Origin of the sequence: Brevibacterium atlanticum, from assembly GCF_011617245.1 — a bacterium.
Classification (GTDB): Bacteria; Actinomycetota; Actinomycetes; order Actinomycetales; family Brevibacteriaceae; genus Brevibacterium; species Brevibacterium atlanticum.
Window position 1 is genome coordinate 2,484,436 of record NZ_CP050152.1, and the last position, 13,924, is coordinate 2,498,359.

12 protein-coding genes are annotated in these 13,924 nt (G+C 65.9%); all 12 read right to left on the reverse strand.

Annotated features, from left to right (window positions below; genetic code table 11):
* Nucleotides 1–140: 140 nt before the first annotated feature.
* The 12 genes from nrdR to murC all read right to left on the reverse strand — a co-directional run bounded on the left by nrdR (nucleotide 141) and on the right by murC (nucleotide 13,922).
* Nucleotides 141–638 (reverse strand): transcriptional regulator NrdR, encoded by a 498-nt coding sequence (gene nrdR / locus GUY23_RS11130; RefSeq protein ID WP_166972331.1) that lies wholly within the window; start codon nucleotides 636–638, stop codon nucleotides 141–143.
* Nucleotides 638–1,951: a histidinol dehydrogenase gene (gene hisD / locus GUY23_RS11135; protein ID WP_166972333.1), complete on the reverse strand. Its 1,314-nt coding sequence runs from the start codon at nucleotides 1,949–1,951 to the stop codon at nucleotides 638–640. The genes nrdR and hisD overlap by 1 nt, the downstream gene beginning before the upstream one ends.
* A gap of 216 nt (nucleotides 1,952–2,167) precedes the next feature.
* A complete protein-coding gene (dnaE, locus tag GUY23_RS11140) occupies nucleotides 2,168–5,680 on the reverse strand; it encodes a DNA polymerase III subunit alpha (protein WP_407647391.1) in 3,513 nt (1,170 codons plus the stop codon).
* A gap of 134 nt (nucleotides 5,681–5,814) precedes the next feature.
* Nucleotides 5,815–6,738 carry an RluA family pseudouridine synthase gene (locus GUY23_RS11145; protein WP_166972335.1) on the reverse strand — a complete coding sequence of 308 codons (924 nt, stop codon included), beginning with the start codon at nucleotides 6,736–6,738 and terminating at the stop codon, nucleotides 5,815–5,817.
* Complete coding sequence (locus tag GUY23_RS11150) at nucleotides 6,731–7,267, reverse strand: signal peptidase II (protein ID WP_166972337.1); 537 nt, start codon at nucleotides 7,265–7,267, stop codon at nucleotides 6,731–6,733. Before GUY23_RS11150 ends, GUY23_RS11145 begins: the two co-directional genes overlap by 8 nt.
* A 99-nt stretch (nucleotides 7,268–7,366) precedes the next feature.
* Nucleotides 7,367–8,194: a DivIVA domain-containing protein gene (locus GUY23_RS11155; protein WP_166972339.1), complete on the reverse strand. Its 828-nt coding sequence runs from the start codon at nucleotides 8,192–8,194 to the stop codon at nucleotides 7,367–7,369.
* A gap of 434 nt (nucleotides 8,195–8,628) precedes the next feature.
* The gene (locus GUY23_RS11160; RefSeq protein ID WP_166972340.1) at nucleotides 8,629–8,928 is read right to left on the reverse strand and encodes a YggT family protein; all 300 of its coding nucleotides are present in this window, start codon (nucleotides 8,926–8,928) and stop codon (nucleotides 8,629–8,631) included.
* A gap of 94 nt (nucleotides 8,929–9,022) precedes the next feature.
* Nucleotides 9,023–9,541, reverse strand: a complete 519-nt coding sequence (locus tag GUY23_RS11165; protein ID WP_166972342.1) for a cell division protein SepF — start codon at nucleotides 9,539–9,541, stop codon at nucleotides 9,023–9,025.
* Between the two features lie 76 nt (nucleotides 9,542–9,617).
* On the reverse strand, nucleotides 9,618–10,376 hold the full coding sequence (gene pgeF, locus GUY23_RS11170) for a peptidoglycan editing factor PgeF (protein ID WP_166972344.1): 759 nt from the start codon (nucleotides 10,374–10,376) through the stop codon (nucleotides 9,618–9,620).
* Between the two features lies 1 nt (nucleotide 10,377).
* Nucleotides 10,378–11,565: a cell division protein FtsZ gene (gene ftsZ / locus GUY23_RS11175; protein WP_166972346.1), complete on the reverse strand. Its 1,188-nt coding sequence runs from the start codon at nucleotides 11,563–11,565 to the stop codon at nucleotides 10,378–10,380.
* A 192-nt stretch (nucleotides 11,566–11,757) separates the two neighbouring features.
* A complete protein-coding gene (locus tag GUY23_RS11180; RefSeq protein WP_166972348.1) occupies nucleotides 11,758–12,516 on the reverse strand; it encodes a cell division protein FtsQ/DivIB in 759 nt (252 codons plus the stop codon).
* Nucleotides 12,517–12,521: 5 nt separating this feature from the next.
* Nucleotides 12,522–13,922 carry a UDP-N-acetylmuramate--L-alanine ligase gene (gene murC, locus GUY23_RS11185; RefSeq protein ID WP_166972350.1) on the reverse strand — a complete coding sequence of 467 codons (1,401 nt, stop codon included), beginning with the start codon at nucleotides 13,920–13,922 and terminating at the stop codon, nucleotides 12,522–12,524.
* Nucleotides 13,923–13,924: the final 2 nt, after the last annotated feature.

Below are 13,924 nucleotides of genomic sequence, written 5' to 3' on the forward strand. Positions count from 1 at the left end.
CGCTTGGGTTCGGCTTCCCCTCCGAACCGCAAGCGGCCGCACGCCGTAGCGCGCACTGTCAATACTACACAACTATTCCTGCACAGACGTACTCGGAACGAAGATTTCTGAGAGGAATCCTGGGCATTCTCAGAAATCGTTCAGTCGGCGAAGTCTTCGGGCTGCGGCTCCCTCGTCCGGCCCGACTGCAGGAGCGCATCGGCACGCAGCGAATCGATCGCCGCTTCGAAGTCCTCGAGCGAGTCGAAGCCCTGGTAGACGCTGGCGAAGCGCAGGTACGCGACCTGGTCGAGTTCGCGCAGCGGCTCGAGGATCGACAGGCCCACCTCGTCGGCATCGATCTCGGCGATGCCCTTCGAGCGGATGTTCTCCTCGACCCGCTGCGCGAGCTTCGCGAGATCGTCGTCGCTGACCGGACGCCCCTGGCAGGCCTTGCGCACTCCCGACATGATCTTCTGCCGGGAGAACTCCTCGGTCACGCCGGAGCGTTTGATCACCGACAGACTCGTGGCCTCCATGGTCGTGAAGCGGCGACCGCAGTGCCGGCACTGCCGACGTCTGCGGATCGCGGCGCCGTCTTCGCTGGTCCGCGAATCGACGACTCTGGAGTCGGACTCCCGGCAGAAGGGACAACGCATTACTGCTCCTCGAATCTGATGTCGACTGCCCGGCCGTGCGCCGGGAGCTGTTCGCTCTGTGCCAGCGCACCGATGTGACCAGCGACCTCTGACAGGGCCTGACGACCGTAGTCGATGACCTGACTGACCTTGATGAATGAGTGCACGCCCAGGCCAGAACCGTGCGCGGCTGTGCCCATCGTGGGCAGCACGTGGTTCGACCCCGCGCAGTAGTCGCCGAGCGAGACGGGTGACCAGTCCCCGAGGAACACCGCTCCCCCGTTCGTGATCCGGCTCGCCACGGCCGCGGCATCGGCGGTGTGGACCTCGACATGCTCACCCGCGTAGCCGTTGACGACGGTGATTCCGGCATCGAGGTCGTCGACGAGGACGATGGCCGACTGCCGACCCGACAGGGCTGCGACGATGCGTTCGGAGTGCAGTGCCTCGGCTGCCTGCACCTCGATCTCGGACCGGACCCGATCGGCGAGCTCCGGGGAATCGGTCACGAGCACCGAGGCGGCGAGTTCGTCGTGTTCGGCCTGGCTGATGAGGTCGGCGGCGACGAAACGCGGATTCGCCAGTCCGTCGGCGAGGATGATGATCTCCGTCGGACCGGCGACCGCGTCGATGCCGACCCGGGAGCGGACGAGCGATTTGGCCGCGGCCACATACGCGTTGCCGGGACCGGTGATGAGATCGACGGGTGCGAGCTCCTCCGCGTCGTCGAAGCCGTAGGCCAATGCGCCGATCGCCTGGGCACCGCCCATCGCCCAGACCTCATCGACACCGAGGATGCGAGCAGTGGCCAGCACCGTCGGGTGAGGCAGGCCATCGGACTGCGGTGGGCTGGCGATCGCCAGCGAGTGCGCTCCCGCAGTCTGCGCGGGAACGACGTTCATGATCACGGTGGAAGGATAGACGGCGAGTCCGCCGGGGACGTAGAGTCCGACCCGCTCGATCGGCAGGTGGCGGGTGGTGACGAAGGCACCCGAGGCCAGTTCGGTGCGCACGTCCGCGGGTCGCTGATCGGCAGCGACCTTCCGGGCACGGTCGATGGATTCGACGAGAGCGGCCTTGACGGACGGGTCGAGTGCAGCCTCCGCTGTCTCGAGTGCGGATTCCGGGACACGCAGCGATGTGGGGCGCACTCCGTCGAAGCGCTCGGTGAAGTCCTTGACCGCATCCGATCCGCGCGCGGCCACGGTCTCGAGCAGCTCGGCCACTCGCCGTTCGATGTCGGCGTGGGTTTCGGCCGCCCGAGGCAGTCGCTGGGCCAGGAATCGCTTGCTGAGGGTCTCACCACGGAAGTCCAGAATGTTCACCCGCACCATTCTAGTCGCCGCGGCAACGGGGCAGTCCCTCAGCCCGGAGTGCGGACCGACCGGAGTCGCTGCACCGGAACGACCGGCCGAACGGTACACCTTTCTCTGAACTGCTCACCGAAGAACGTGAGTGGTTCAGAGAAAGATGTGTTCAAACAGCCTGCGTGCCGCGCTGCCTGCGGTCATCCAGTCAAGCGGCGCTGGGCCGACCAGTCAGACGCTGGATCAGACGCTGAGGCAGCGGGAGCCGAGCAGAGCCTTGAGGTCGCCGTAGAGGCTCGGGTTCGGGTCGACGCGAATCGACCGGTCGAGGCGCATCACGGTCTGTCTTCCCGGCTGGGCCAGGATGACGTGGACGTCGGTCTGTCCCTTGTTCGATTCGAGGATCTGCTTGAGCTTGTTCGCCATCTCCTCGGTCGCCTTCTCCATCGGCATGAGCAGATTGAGCGGGCGGTCGTTGGGGTCGGTGACGTCGGGGATCGTCATGGACATCGCCATCAGCGAGGTCGGACGGTCGTCCGAGGTGCGGATGCGCCCGGTCAGCGAGATCACGAGGTCGGTGGCGAGCAGACTGGCCACGGGCTCATACGTGTCGCCGAAGAACATCACTTCGATCTCGGCTTCGAGGTCCTCGAGGGTGACGATCGCATATGGACGCCCGGAGTTCTTCGACACTTTGCGCGTGACCTGGGTGATCATTCCGCAGACCTTGATCTGGGAACCGTCGTGGCGATGCGATTCGGGATCGACCACCTCGGCGATGGAGGCATCGGACTCCGCGGCCAGCACACCTTCGAGGCCGTTGAGCGGGTGGTCGGAGACGTAGAGGCCGATCATGTCGCGTTCGAACGCGAGCTTCTCCTTCTTCTCCCATTCCGGACGGTCCGGGATCGCCACAGAGAAGCTCGGGGCATCGTCGTCTCCGCCGCCGAGGCCGGCGAAGAGGTCGAACTGTCCGTTGGCCTCCTGGCGCTTGACGCCGATGACGGAGTCCACGGCTTCCTCGTGGATCTCGACGAGCGACCGGCGCGAATGGCCGAGGGAGTCGAAGCCGCCGGCCTTGATGAGGGATTCGATCGTGCGCTTGTTGCACACGTGGCTGGGCACCTTGTCGAGGAAGTCGGTGAACGAGGTGTAGGCGCCCTTCTCCCCGCGCGCCTCGACGATGCCTTCGACGACGTTGCCGCCGACGTTGCGCACCGCTCCCATGCCGAAGCGGATGTCCTCGCCGACAGGGGTGAAGTGGAGGGCCGAGTCGTTGACGTCGGGCGGCAGCACGGTGATGCCCAGACGGCGGCACTCGTTGAGGTAGATCGCGAGCTTGTCCTTGTTGTCACCGACCGAGGTCAGCAGCGCGGCCATGTATTCGGCCGTGTAGTGGGCCTTGAGGTAGGCGGTCCAGTAGGACACGACGCCATAGGCGGCCGAGTGGGCCTTGTTGAACGCGTAGTCGGAGAACGGCAGGAGGATGTCCCACAGTGCCTGCGCCGCGTCCTCGGAGTATCCGCGTTCCTTCATGCCGCCGAAGAAGCCGACCTGCTGCTTATCGAGCTCGGACTTCTTCTTCTTACCCATCGCACGGCGGAGGATGTCGGCCTGGCCGAGCGAGTAGCCGGCGACCTTCTGCGCGATCGCCATCACCTGCTCCTGGTAGATGATGAGGCCGTAGGTCGTGTCGAGGATGTCCTTGAGCGGCTCCTCGAGTTCGGGGTGGATCGGGGTGACTTCCTGCAGGCCGTTCTTGCGCAGAGCGTAGTTCGTGTGCGAGTCCGCACCCATCGGGCCGGGGCGGTAGAGCGCCAGCGTCGCGGAGATGTCCTCGAAGTTGTCGGGCTTCATCATCCGCAGCAGGGCGCGCAGTCCGCCGCCGTCGAGCTGGAACACCCCGAGGGTGTCGCCGCGGGCCAGCAGCTCGTAGGCCGCACGGTCATCGAGGGCGAGGTGTTCGAGATCGAGGTCGAAGTCCCGGTTGGCCTTGATGTTCTCGACCGCGTCGGAGACGATCGTGAGGTTGCGCAGTCCCAGGAAGTCCATCTTGATGAGCCCGAGGCCCTCGGACGTCGGATAGTCGAACTGGGTGATGACCTGGCCGTCCTGGAAGCGGCGCATGATCGGGATGACGTCGATGATCGGGTCCGAGGACATGATGACGCCGGCGGCGTGCACGCCCCACTGGCGTTTCAGCCCTTCGAGGCCCTTGGCCGTTTCGAAGGTCTCACGGGCTTCCGGATTCGTGTCGACGAACTCGCGGAACTCTCCGGCTTCCTTGTAGCGCTTGGAGTCGGGGTCCTCGATGTCCTTGAGCGGAATGTCCTTGGCCATCTCGGCCGGGGGCAGCGCCTTCGTCAGCTGCTCGCCGAGGGAGAAGGGCTTGCCGAGCACGCGCGCGGAGTCCTTGAGGGCCTGTTTGGTCTTGATCGTGCCGTAGGTGACGATCATCGAGACGCGTTCGTCACCGTACTTCTCCGTCACATAGTCGATGACCTCGCCGCGGCGGCGATCATCGAAGTCGACGTCGAAGTCGGGCATGGACACTCGGTCCGGGTTGAGGAATCGCTCGAAGAAGAGCCCGTGCTGGAGCGGGTCGAGGTCGGTGATGCGCATCGCGTAGGCGACCATCGAGCCGGCGCCCGAACCGCGGCCGGGTCCGACGCGGATGCCGTGGTCCTTCGACCAGTTGATGAAGTCGGCGACGACGAGGAAGTAGCCGGGGAAGCCCATCGAGATGATGATGTCGAGTTCGTAGTCAGCCTGCTTGCGCACATCGTCGGGCACGCCGTTCGGGTACCGGTAGTCCAGTCCCTTCGCGACCTCTTTGATCAGCCAGGAGGTCTCGTCCTCACCGGGCGGGCAGGGGAACTTCGGCATGTAGTTCGCCGAGGTGTCGAAGGAGACCTCGCACTTCTCGGCGATCTCGAGCGTGTTGTCGCACGCTTCGGGGAATTCCTTGAACAGGGCACGCATCTCGGCGGGCGTCTTGAGGTAATAGCCGGAGCCGGAGAACGCGAAGCGGGAACCGCCCTGGTCGTAGGTGGGTTCGATGAGCTTCGAGCCCGACTGGATCGCCAGCAGCGCCTCATGCGCCTTCGCATCGGATTCGTGGGTGTAGTGCAGGTCGTTCGTGGCGACCAGCGGAATGTCCATCTCCTTCGCCAGGCGCAGGAGGTCCTTCGTCACCCGCTTCTCGATGGACAGGCCGTGGTCCATGAGTTCGCAGTAGTAGTTCTCGGCCCCGAAGATCTCCCGGTACTTCCCTGCTGCCGCCTTCGCCTCTTCGTACTGGCCCAGGCGCAGGCGGGTCTGGATCTCTCCCGAGGGGCAGCCGGTGGTGGCGATGAGACCCTCGGAGTAGGTCTCGAGCAGCTCCTGGTCGAGCCTCGGCCACTTCGCCGTGACGGAGTCGAGAGAGGCATACGACGAGGCCTTGAAGAGGTTGCGCATGCCGGTGTTGTTCCGCGACAGCAGCGTCATGTGCGTGTAGAGGCCGCCGCCGGAGAGGTCGTCGCGCTTCTGTGACTCCTCGGTCCGCCACTTCACCCTGGTCTTGTCGCGGCGGTCGGTGCCCGGTGTCACATAGGCTTCGACGCCGATGATGGGTTTGATGTCCGCGGCGGTCGCCTGGGACCAGAAGTCGAAGGCGCCGAAGAGGTAGCCGTGGTCGGTCGTGGCGATCGCCGACATGCCCGAGGCCTTCGTCGCGGCCATGAGGTCGCCCAGCCGGGCCGCACCGTCGAGCATGGAGTATTCGGTGTGGACGTGGAGGTGGACGAAGTCCTCATTCGGCACGGGCAGCCGCCTTCCTGATGTGGCCTGTGTTGCCCACCCAGCTTAGTCCATCACGACGGGAGCGAAGGGATCCGGTGACTGGTTCCTCAGTGTGGCCGGATGAGGTCGATCGCGGTCTGCAGATCCTCGGGGTAGCCGCTTTCGAATTCGACCCACTTCTGCGTGTCGGGATGGTGGAAGCCCAGCTTCACCGCGTGCAGCCACTGCCTCTCCAACCCCAGTTCCTTCGCGAGTACCGGATCGGCACCGTAGGGCAGGTCACCGACACACGGATGCTTCGTCGCGGAGAAGTGGACGCGGATCTGGTGCGTCCGTCCGGTCTCGAGGTGGACCTCGACGAGCGCGGCCCGGCGATGGGCCTCGAGCACTTCGTAGTGGGTGATCGCGTTCTTCCCGCCGGTGCGTACGGCATAGAGCCCGTCGTGCTTGGGGTGGCGGGCGATCGGGGCGTCGATCGTGCCGAGCACGGGGTCGGGCAGACCCTGGACCACCGCGTGATAGGTCTTCTCGACGGTGCGTTCCTTGAACGCGCGCTTGAGAACGCTGTAGGCGTATTCGCTCTTCGCGATCACCATCAGGCCGGATGTGCCCACGTCGAGGCGCTGGACGATGCCCTGTCTCTCAGGGGCACCGGAGGTCGCGATCCGGAAGCCGGCGGCCGCGAGTCCGCCGACGACGGTCGGCCCCGTCCAGCCGAGCGCCGGATGAGCGGCGACCCCGACGGGCTTGTCGACGACGACGAACGCATCCTCGTCGTGGACGATGCGCATTCCCGGCACGGGATCGGCCACGACCTCGAGGGGACGCCTGGGTTCGGGCATCATGATGTCGAGGCGCTCTCCGGCGATGACGCGATCGGATTTGATCACCGGTCGCCCGGACATCTGCACTCCCCCGTCGGCGCAGATGTCGGCGGCGGCGGTGCGCGAGAGTCCCAGCAGCTTCGACATCGCAGCGTCGACGCGCTGCCCTTCGAGGCCCTCGGGGACGAGGATGGAGCGTTCAGTCATGGGAGTCCTCTTTTGCGCGGGTGGAGTCTGAGCCGTCGATCTCGACGCCCTTGAGGCTGGCCACGACGAGGGTGACGGCTGCGACTGAGATCGCGATGTCAGCGACGTTGCAGATGAACAGGGAGAGATCGATGAAGTCGACGACGGCCCCGTGCAGGAACGACGGCTCCCGGAACAGTCGGTCGACGAGGTTGCCGAAGAGTCCGCCGAGCAGCAGGCCCAGACCGATCGCCCAGGTGCGCGAACCGAGTTTCCGCGAGAGCACGAGGATCGCGACGAAGACGCCGATGGCGATGAGCGGGAACACCCACGTCACACCTGCGCCGAGTCCGAGAGCGGCTCCCGGGTTGCGGTAGAAGGTGAATCCGGCCAGCGATCCGATGACGGGGACGGGCTGCTGCCCTTCGAGGAAGCTGACGGCGAGGAACTTCGTGAACTGGTCGATGACCAAGACGATGGCTGCTATCGAGAACAGCAGCGCCAACATGAGAGCACGCGATCTCTTCGCCCGTGGGGCAGGGTCGTTCATTCGGTTCATTCTAGTCCACCGCCTCCGGGCCTGCGCACACACGACCAAGGTCCGGGAACTCCTGGGAGTTCCCGGACCTCGATCTCAGCGTGACGCGGATCAGAGCTTGTGGTTCGAGGAACCACCCAGCGGGCCGTTACCGTCGAGGGTCTCCGGAGCCAGGCTCGTGGAGTTCTCGAGGTCGCGCAGCTGGTCGTTGAGGTAGCTCTTGAGACGCGTGCGGTACTGGCGCTCGAAGTTCGAGAGCTGATCGATCGACCGCTCGAGCGTCGACTTCTGCGACTCGAGGGTCGACAGCGTCTCATCGCGCTTGGTCTCGGCCTTGCCGACGATGTCGGCGGCTTCCTTCTCGGCGCCCTTGATGAGTTCGTCGCGCTTGCGCTCACCTTCGGCAACGTGCTCATCGTGAACGCGCTGGGCCAGTGCGATGAGACCGTGTGCGTCTCCGTCGCCACCTGCCACGGCTGCACCGAGTCCGGCGCCTGCTGCACCACCGGCGACGCCGGCGCCCACAGCGGGAGCGGCGGACGAGGCGGTGTTGGCGGAGTTGTCCTGCGGAGCCGGGGCGGCTTCCTTGACGACAGGCGCGGAGGCCTGGGTGTCTTCGACCGGAGCCGGAGCAGCGGGTGCTTCCTTCGCCTCGGGTGCCTCGGACTTCTCCTGCGGAGCGGGGACAGCGGCAGGCATGGCCTGCGTAGCGTCGATGTCCTGAGCCGGAGCGGCAGAGGCGCCGCCTGCCTCGAGTTCCTTCACGCGCTGTTCAGCGGTGGAGAGCTTCTGACGCAGCTCGTCGTTCTCCTGGTAGAGCCGGCGGATCTCAACAACGACCTCGTCGAGGAAATCGTCGACTTCGTCCTGGTCGTACCCGTCGCGGAACTTCACATGCTGGAACCGCTTGTTTACTACGTCTTCAGGCGTGAGCGCCATGAGGTCACCTTCGGTCGATCTACAATCATTACGCTGCCGCCCCGAAGGACGGCTTCAACGTCACATTAGCGTAACACCTGCAGATTTGTCCTGCAGTAGTGGCGTGTCACGTATTTGATGACGACTATTTCCACCTTGAGACTAACAACCCGAAAGCACCGGCGGCCAATTCTCGTGATCATATTCACGACTTACTGACCATATTCACTACTGACGAGGAATTCGTCCAAACAATAGACCGAAATCATTCGCGAGCGTTCCTGGGCGGATCCCGCGGGGGATTGCATCACCATCACCGAGGCGGCCCCGCCGATCCGTGCACACCCACCGGGACCGCCCGAGCGAAGGCGACGGGCCATCCGAATCTCTCGCGCCGCGCCGATCACAACCGATCGGGGGCCAGTCCGGGCCGCCTCGGGTGATCGGCGCGTGACTCACATCGTCGTACGGGAGAGGTTGAAGAACACGGAGGCGATGATCTGGATGCCGATGAGCAGGACGATGAAGCCGAGGTCGAGGGAGACCTGTCCCAGGCGCAGCGGAGGGATCACCTTGCGCAGCAACTTCAGCGGTGGATCGGTGAGTGTGTAGACGATCTCGGCAAGGACGAGAAGGAACCCGCTCGGCTTCCACTCACGTGAGAAGACCTGGACGAGGTCGAGGACGACGCGTGCCAGGAGAACGTAGACATAGAGGCTGAGTGCCGTGCCGAGGATATAGAAGATGATGGCCACGTGGGTCCCTCACGCCTTCCTTGCTGCTTGAGTGTCGGAGCCCCAGCCTATCGGCCCGAGCTGAAGAGGAGTTGAGAGTGGTTCCCCTGCCCGTTCAGCTCTGGTTGAAGAAGCTCGCCTGCGAATCCGAGTCCGTCTCGGTCTCGCCGGCGACCTCGATGTTCTCCGGCGTGAGCAGGAAGACCTTGTTCGTCACGCGTTCGATGGATCCATGGAGACCGAAGATGAGCCCGGCGGAGAAGTCCACGAGGCGCTTCGAGTTGTTCTCGTCCATCTCCGAGAGGTTCATGATCACCGGGGTGCCATCGCGGAAGGCCGAACCGATGACCATGGCATCGTTGTAGCTGCGGGGGTGGATGGTCCTGATGCGATTCATTGAGGTTCCTGGAGCCGGGGTGTCTACGGGACGGATCGGCGACGGGTGGATCGGCGTCACCGGAGCCGGCGCGCGGTCGCCTGCCGACTCGGGTTCGTCGTGCTCGTCGACCTCGTCGTAGGCCTCGACGACTTCGCGGTCACGATAGGCGGGTTCGCGACGATCGGTACGATCGACCGTCTCGTCCTCTTCTTCGACGAAACCCAGGTATTCCAGCGTCTTCTTGATTGCTGACATGTCTTAGCTCCTCGGCCTTCGGCACTTGCTCACCTGTCGCCAAACTATCGCACGTGGGCGGATGCGCGGGTGCGTCCTAAGGGTGTGTCGTGGTGTTTTCTTCCTGCAGCCAGATGATTCCGGCGAACCGACCTGTCCGCTGCGCTCCGCGGTAGGAGAACAGATCCTCGGATTCCTTCGTGCAGGTCCGTGAGAAATGGTCGATGGTCACGTCGCCGCGTCGCAGCTGTTCGGCGACCGCTCCGGCGACGTCGAGGGCGGGGGTTCCCGTCACCGACACCGAGGCGGCCACAGGTTCGACCGCGGCGACCTCCTCGCGCAGTCCGGCGGGCACCTCGTAGCAGCGGGGGCACACCGAGGGACCGATGACCGCGTGGATGTCGGTCGCGCCGAGGCTGCGCATCCGATCGAGTGTGGCCGGCACGATGCCGGCGGCCATTCCGGGACGGCCTGCGTGGACGGCGGCGATGATGCCGGCCTCGACGTCGGCGAGCATGACCGGGGTGCAGTCGGCGACCATGATCGCCAACCCGATCCCGGGAAGCGTCGTCAGTTGGGCGTCGGCTTCGACGGGTTCTCCACGCAGCTCGCGCTCGTCGCTGATCATGCGCACCCGTGTCCCGTGGACCTGGGAGACGAACGACAGCCGCTCACCGCTCAGGCCGAGGACCTGAGCGAGAGCCGCGCGGTTGGCCGCGACGAGTTCGTCATCGTCGCCGACGTGGCGAGCGAGGTTGAACGAGGAGAAGTCCCCCGTCGAGTACCCGCCGTGCCTGTCGGTGAAGGCGACGTGGGCAGTCCGTCTGCCCGGGATGACGAACCTCGAGCGCAGCATGCTACTTGAGGAAGTCCGGGATATCGAGATCCGAGTCGAAGTTCGAGCTGCTGCGTTCGTTCGGCAGCGTGGCAGGGATCTGGTGCTCCTCGCTGCGGCGCGGTGCTGCCGCCGGCTCGGACTCCTCGGCCTCGTCGGACTCGGGTTCGGAGATCACTGCGGACTCGGTGTCGGTCTCGGCTGCTGCGGCCGGCACGGCGGCCGGGATCGCCTCGACGCCGCCGGCGATGTCGGCGTTCGGCGAGGTGTTGTCGAAGCCCGCGGCGATGACGGTCACCCGGCACTCGTCGCCGATGTTGTCGTCGATCACGGCACCGAAGATGATGTTCGCCTCGGGGTGTGCGGCTTCCTGGACCAGACGGGCGGCCTCGTTGACCTCGAACAGGCCGAGGTCGCCGCCGCCGGTGATGCAGAAGAGCACTCCGTGCGCGCCGTCGATGCTGGCTTCCAGCAGCGGGGAGGCGATCGCGGATTCGGCGGCCTGGACGGCACGGTCGTCGCCGGTGGCGGCGCCGATGCCCATGAGCGCTGTGCCCGCGTCCTGCATGACCGACTTGACGTCGGCGAAGTCGAGGTTGATCAGGCCCGGCACCGAGATGAGGTCGGTGATGCCCTGGACACCGGAGCGCAGGACCTCATCGGCCGAGCGGAAGGCCTCGACGACGGAGACGGACCGGTCGGAGATCGAGAGCAGTCGGTCGTTGGGGATGACGATGAGGGTGTCGACCTCTTCGCGCAGAGCGGCGATGCCGGCTTCGGCCTGCGCGGAACGACGCCGTCCCTCGAAGGTGAACGGACGGGTGACGACACCGATGGTCAGGGCGCCGAGCGAGCGCGCGACGCGTGCCACGACGGGAGCCGCACCGGTGCCGGTCCCTCCGCCTTCACCGGCGGTGACGAAGACCATGTCGGCGCCTTCGAGGGCGTCGCGGATGGCGTCTTCGGAGGATTCGGCGGCTTTCTTGCCGATCTCGGGATCGGCTCCGGCGCCGAGACCGCGGGTCTGGTCACGGCCGATCTCGAGCTTCACGTCGGCATCGGAGAGGACGAGAGCCTGAGCGTCGGTGTTGATTGCGATGAACTCCACGCCGCGCAGGCCGACGTCGATCATCCTCTGAACAGCGTTGACACCGCCGCCGCCGGTACCGGCAACTTTGATGTCCGCTCCGGATTGTGGGAATTCAGCCAAGTCGGTTCCTCGTCTCAAGCGCTTGCCCCACGCATGTTCTGCGTGCGGGTTCGGTCTGTGTTCTCTGCCCTGAGGCTATTGGGCGGGGCAACACCACTGCAACCATTCTCGCCGGAGTGTCGGACTTCGGCCAAACTTCAGACTCGGTGTGTCGGGGCCAAACGCAGGCAATCGGCGGTGTCGGCGCGCCGATCAGTTCGTCACGGGCACCGAGGGCACGGACACGTCGATCTCGGTGCGGCCTTCGGCCGCGAGCTGGACGGCGGTGCGGACCTTGAGGCCGGGGTCGCTCGCGTCGCCGAAGACGACCGTGGCCTGTTGGTCACCGGTGTCGAGTCGGCCCTTGATGCTCATCTCGTCCTTCGCCTCGATCGTTGCCAGCTGCCGGCGCAGTTCGGGACGCAGGCTGCCCATGAAGCGGATGACGGCGGACACGGTCTCTCGGTCCGGTTCTCCGCCGGAGTGTCCGAGCACAGTGAGCTTCTTCGGTGCCGCCTCGACGACTCCGAGGTCGACCGCCTCGGCGTCGTAGAGGCGGTAGCCCGATGAGCCTTCGATCGCGAGGACGGGCGTGCGGTCGGTGATCGCGATCTTCAGCGTCCGCGGTCCGCCGTAGTGGACGGAGGCCCCGGCCGCCTTCGGAAACGCCTTGAGGACGGCTTCCTCGACCTCTCCCGGTCGCACCTGGGGCAGCGGGGTTCCGGCCTCGGCGTCGAGGACGAAGTCGCTGACCTTGTCGTGGTCGACGAGCTCGCCTCCGCTCACGGTTACCTGTCTGAGGCTCAGCAGCGGTGAGAACCAGGCGATGGCGACGACGGCGATGAGGGCCACGACGATCCCGATGGCGGTCAGCCGGGTGCGCCACAGCCGCCACCGACGGGCGCGGATGACCCCGGTGAGGTCGGCGGTGGAGTTGTCGTCGCCGGTGCGAGCCGGGGGAAGTGGCACCATCGGTCTCAGCTCTCCAGGGCGCTCAGCAGCTCGGGGCCGAGGATCGTCACATCCCCGGCGCCCAGTGTGAGGACGAGGTCACCGGGGCGCACCCGAGCGGCGACGAAGGGGACCGCCTCGGCGAAGGACTCTTCGAAGCGGACGTGATCATGCGGGACGCGGTCGGCGATGAGCGCGCCGGTGACTCCGGGAACGGGGTCTTCCCTGGCGGGGAAGACGTCGAGGACGACGACCTCGTCGGCCAGTCCGAGGGCCTCGCCGAACTCCTCGCGGAATTCCATGGTCCGCGAATACAGGTGGGGCTGGAAGATCGCCCACACTCGTCCTCCGTCGGTGACGACTCCCCTAGCGGCGTTGAGCACCGCTCGCAGTTCGGTGGGATGGTGGGCGTAGTCGTCGATGACGCGCACGCCGCCGGCGATTCCGCGTTCCTCGAACCGGCGCCGGGTGCCGCCGTAGCCGACCAGGCCGGTGGCGGCGCGGTCAACGTCAGCGTCGAGGCTGTGCGCCACAGCGATCGCGGCGGTGGCGTTGAGCGCGTTGTGCATGCCCGGCTGGCGCAGTTCGACCTTCAGCGGCTCGTCGCGTCCGGGCAGGTCGAGGACGAAGCGCGAACCGATTCCGGAGTCGAGGTCGCGCAGTCGGATGTCGGCGTCTTCGGCGGTTCCGTAGAGGACGACGTCGGCGCCCTGTGCGCGGGCGTGTGCGGCGACGTCATGGGATCCGGGGTCGTCGGCGCAGGCGATGATGGCTCCGCCGCGGGTCTGGATGCCGTTGCAGAATTCGATGAAGGCCTCGCGGACCTTCTCCGGCGTCCCGTAGTGGTCGAGGTGATCGGCTTCGACGTTGGTGAGGATGCCGATGGCGGGTTCGTAGAGGAGGAACGAGCCGTCGGACTCATCGGCCTCGGCGACGAACACGTCGCCGGTGCCCAGGTGGGCGTTCGTGCCGGTCGTCGACAGCACTCCCCCGATGACGAAGGACGGGTCGATCCCGCAGGCCTGCAGCGCCACGGTCGTCATCGATGTCGTCGTGGTCTTGCCGTGGGTGCCGGCCACGGCCACGGCTCGCCTGTCGACCATCAGCGAGGCCAGCGCCCCGGAGCGGTGGAGGATGCGCAGTCCCCGGCGCTCCGCCTCGACGAGTTCGGGATTGTCCTTGCGGATGGCCGAGGAGATGACGAGGGTGTCGGCCTCGCCGAGGTTGTCGGCCGAGTGCCCGATCGCGACCCGGGCGCCGAGGGTCCGCAGGACGTCGACGACGGAGGATTCCTTCGCATCCGAACCGGACACGGTGACTCCGTTCATGACCATGATCCGGGCGATCCCGGACATTCCCGAACCGCCGATGCCGATGAAGTGAACGGCGCCGAGTTCGCCGACGGGAACGATGTTCGCAGTGCTCATGT

Excerpts from the sequence above, each read along its gene's own strand:
- nrdR (WP_166972331.1), bottom strand. The coding sequence starts at position 638 with ATGCGTTGTCCCTTCTGCCGGGAGTCCGACTCCAGAGTCGTCGATTCG.
- hisD (WP_166972333.1), bottom strand. The coding sequence starts at position 1,951 with ATGGTGCGGGTGAACATTCTGGACTTCCGTGGTGAGACCCTCAGCAAG.
- dnaE (WP_407647391.1), bottom strand. The coding sequence starts at position 5,680 with ATGCTCGACGGTGCGGCCCGGCTGGGCGACCTCATGGCCGCGACGAAG.
- GUY23_RS11145 (WP_166972335.1), bottom strand. The coding sequence starts at position 6,738 with ATGACTGAACGCTCCATCCTCGTCCCCGAGGGCCTCGAAGGGCAGCGC.
- GUY23_RS11150 (WP_166972337.1), bottom strand. The coding sequence starts at position 7,267 with ATGAACGACCCTGCCCCACGGGCGAAGAGATCGCGTGCTCTCATGTTG.
- GUY23_RS11155 (WP_166972339.1), bottom strand. The coding sequence starts at position 8,194 with ATGGCGCTCACGCCTGAAGACGTAGTAAACAAGCGGTTCCAGCATGTG.
- GUY23_RS11165 (WP_166972342.1), bottom strand. The coding sequence starts at position 9,541 with ATGTCAGCAATCAAGAAGACGCTGGAATACCTGGGTTTCGTCGAAGAA.
- pgeF (WP_166972344.1), bottom strand. The coding sequence starts at position 10,376 with ATGCTGCGCTCGAGGTTCGTCATCCCGGGCAGACGGACTGCCCACGTC.
- GUY23_RS11180 (WP_166972348.1), bottom strand. The coding sequence starts at position 12,516 with ATGGTGCCACTTCCCCCGGCTCGCACCGGCGACGACAACTCCACCGCC.
- murC (WP_166972350.1), bottom strand. The coding sequence starts at position 13,922 with ATGAGCACTGCGAACATCGTTCCCGTCGGCGAACTCGGCGCCGTTCAC.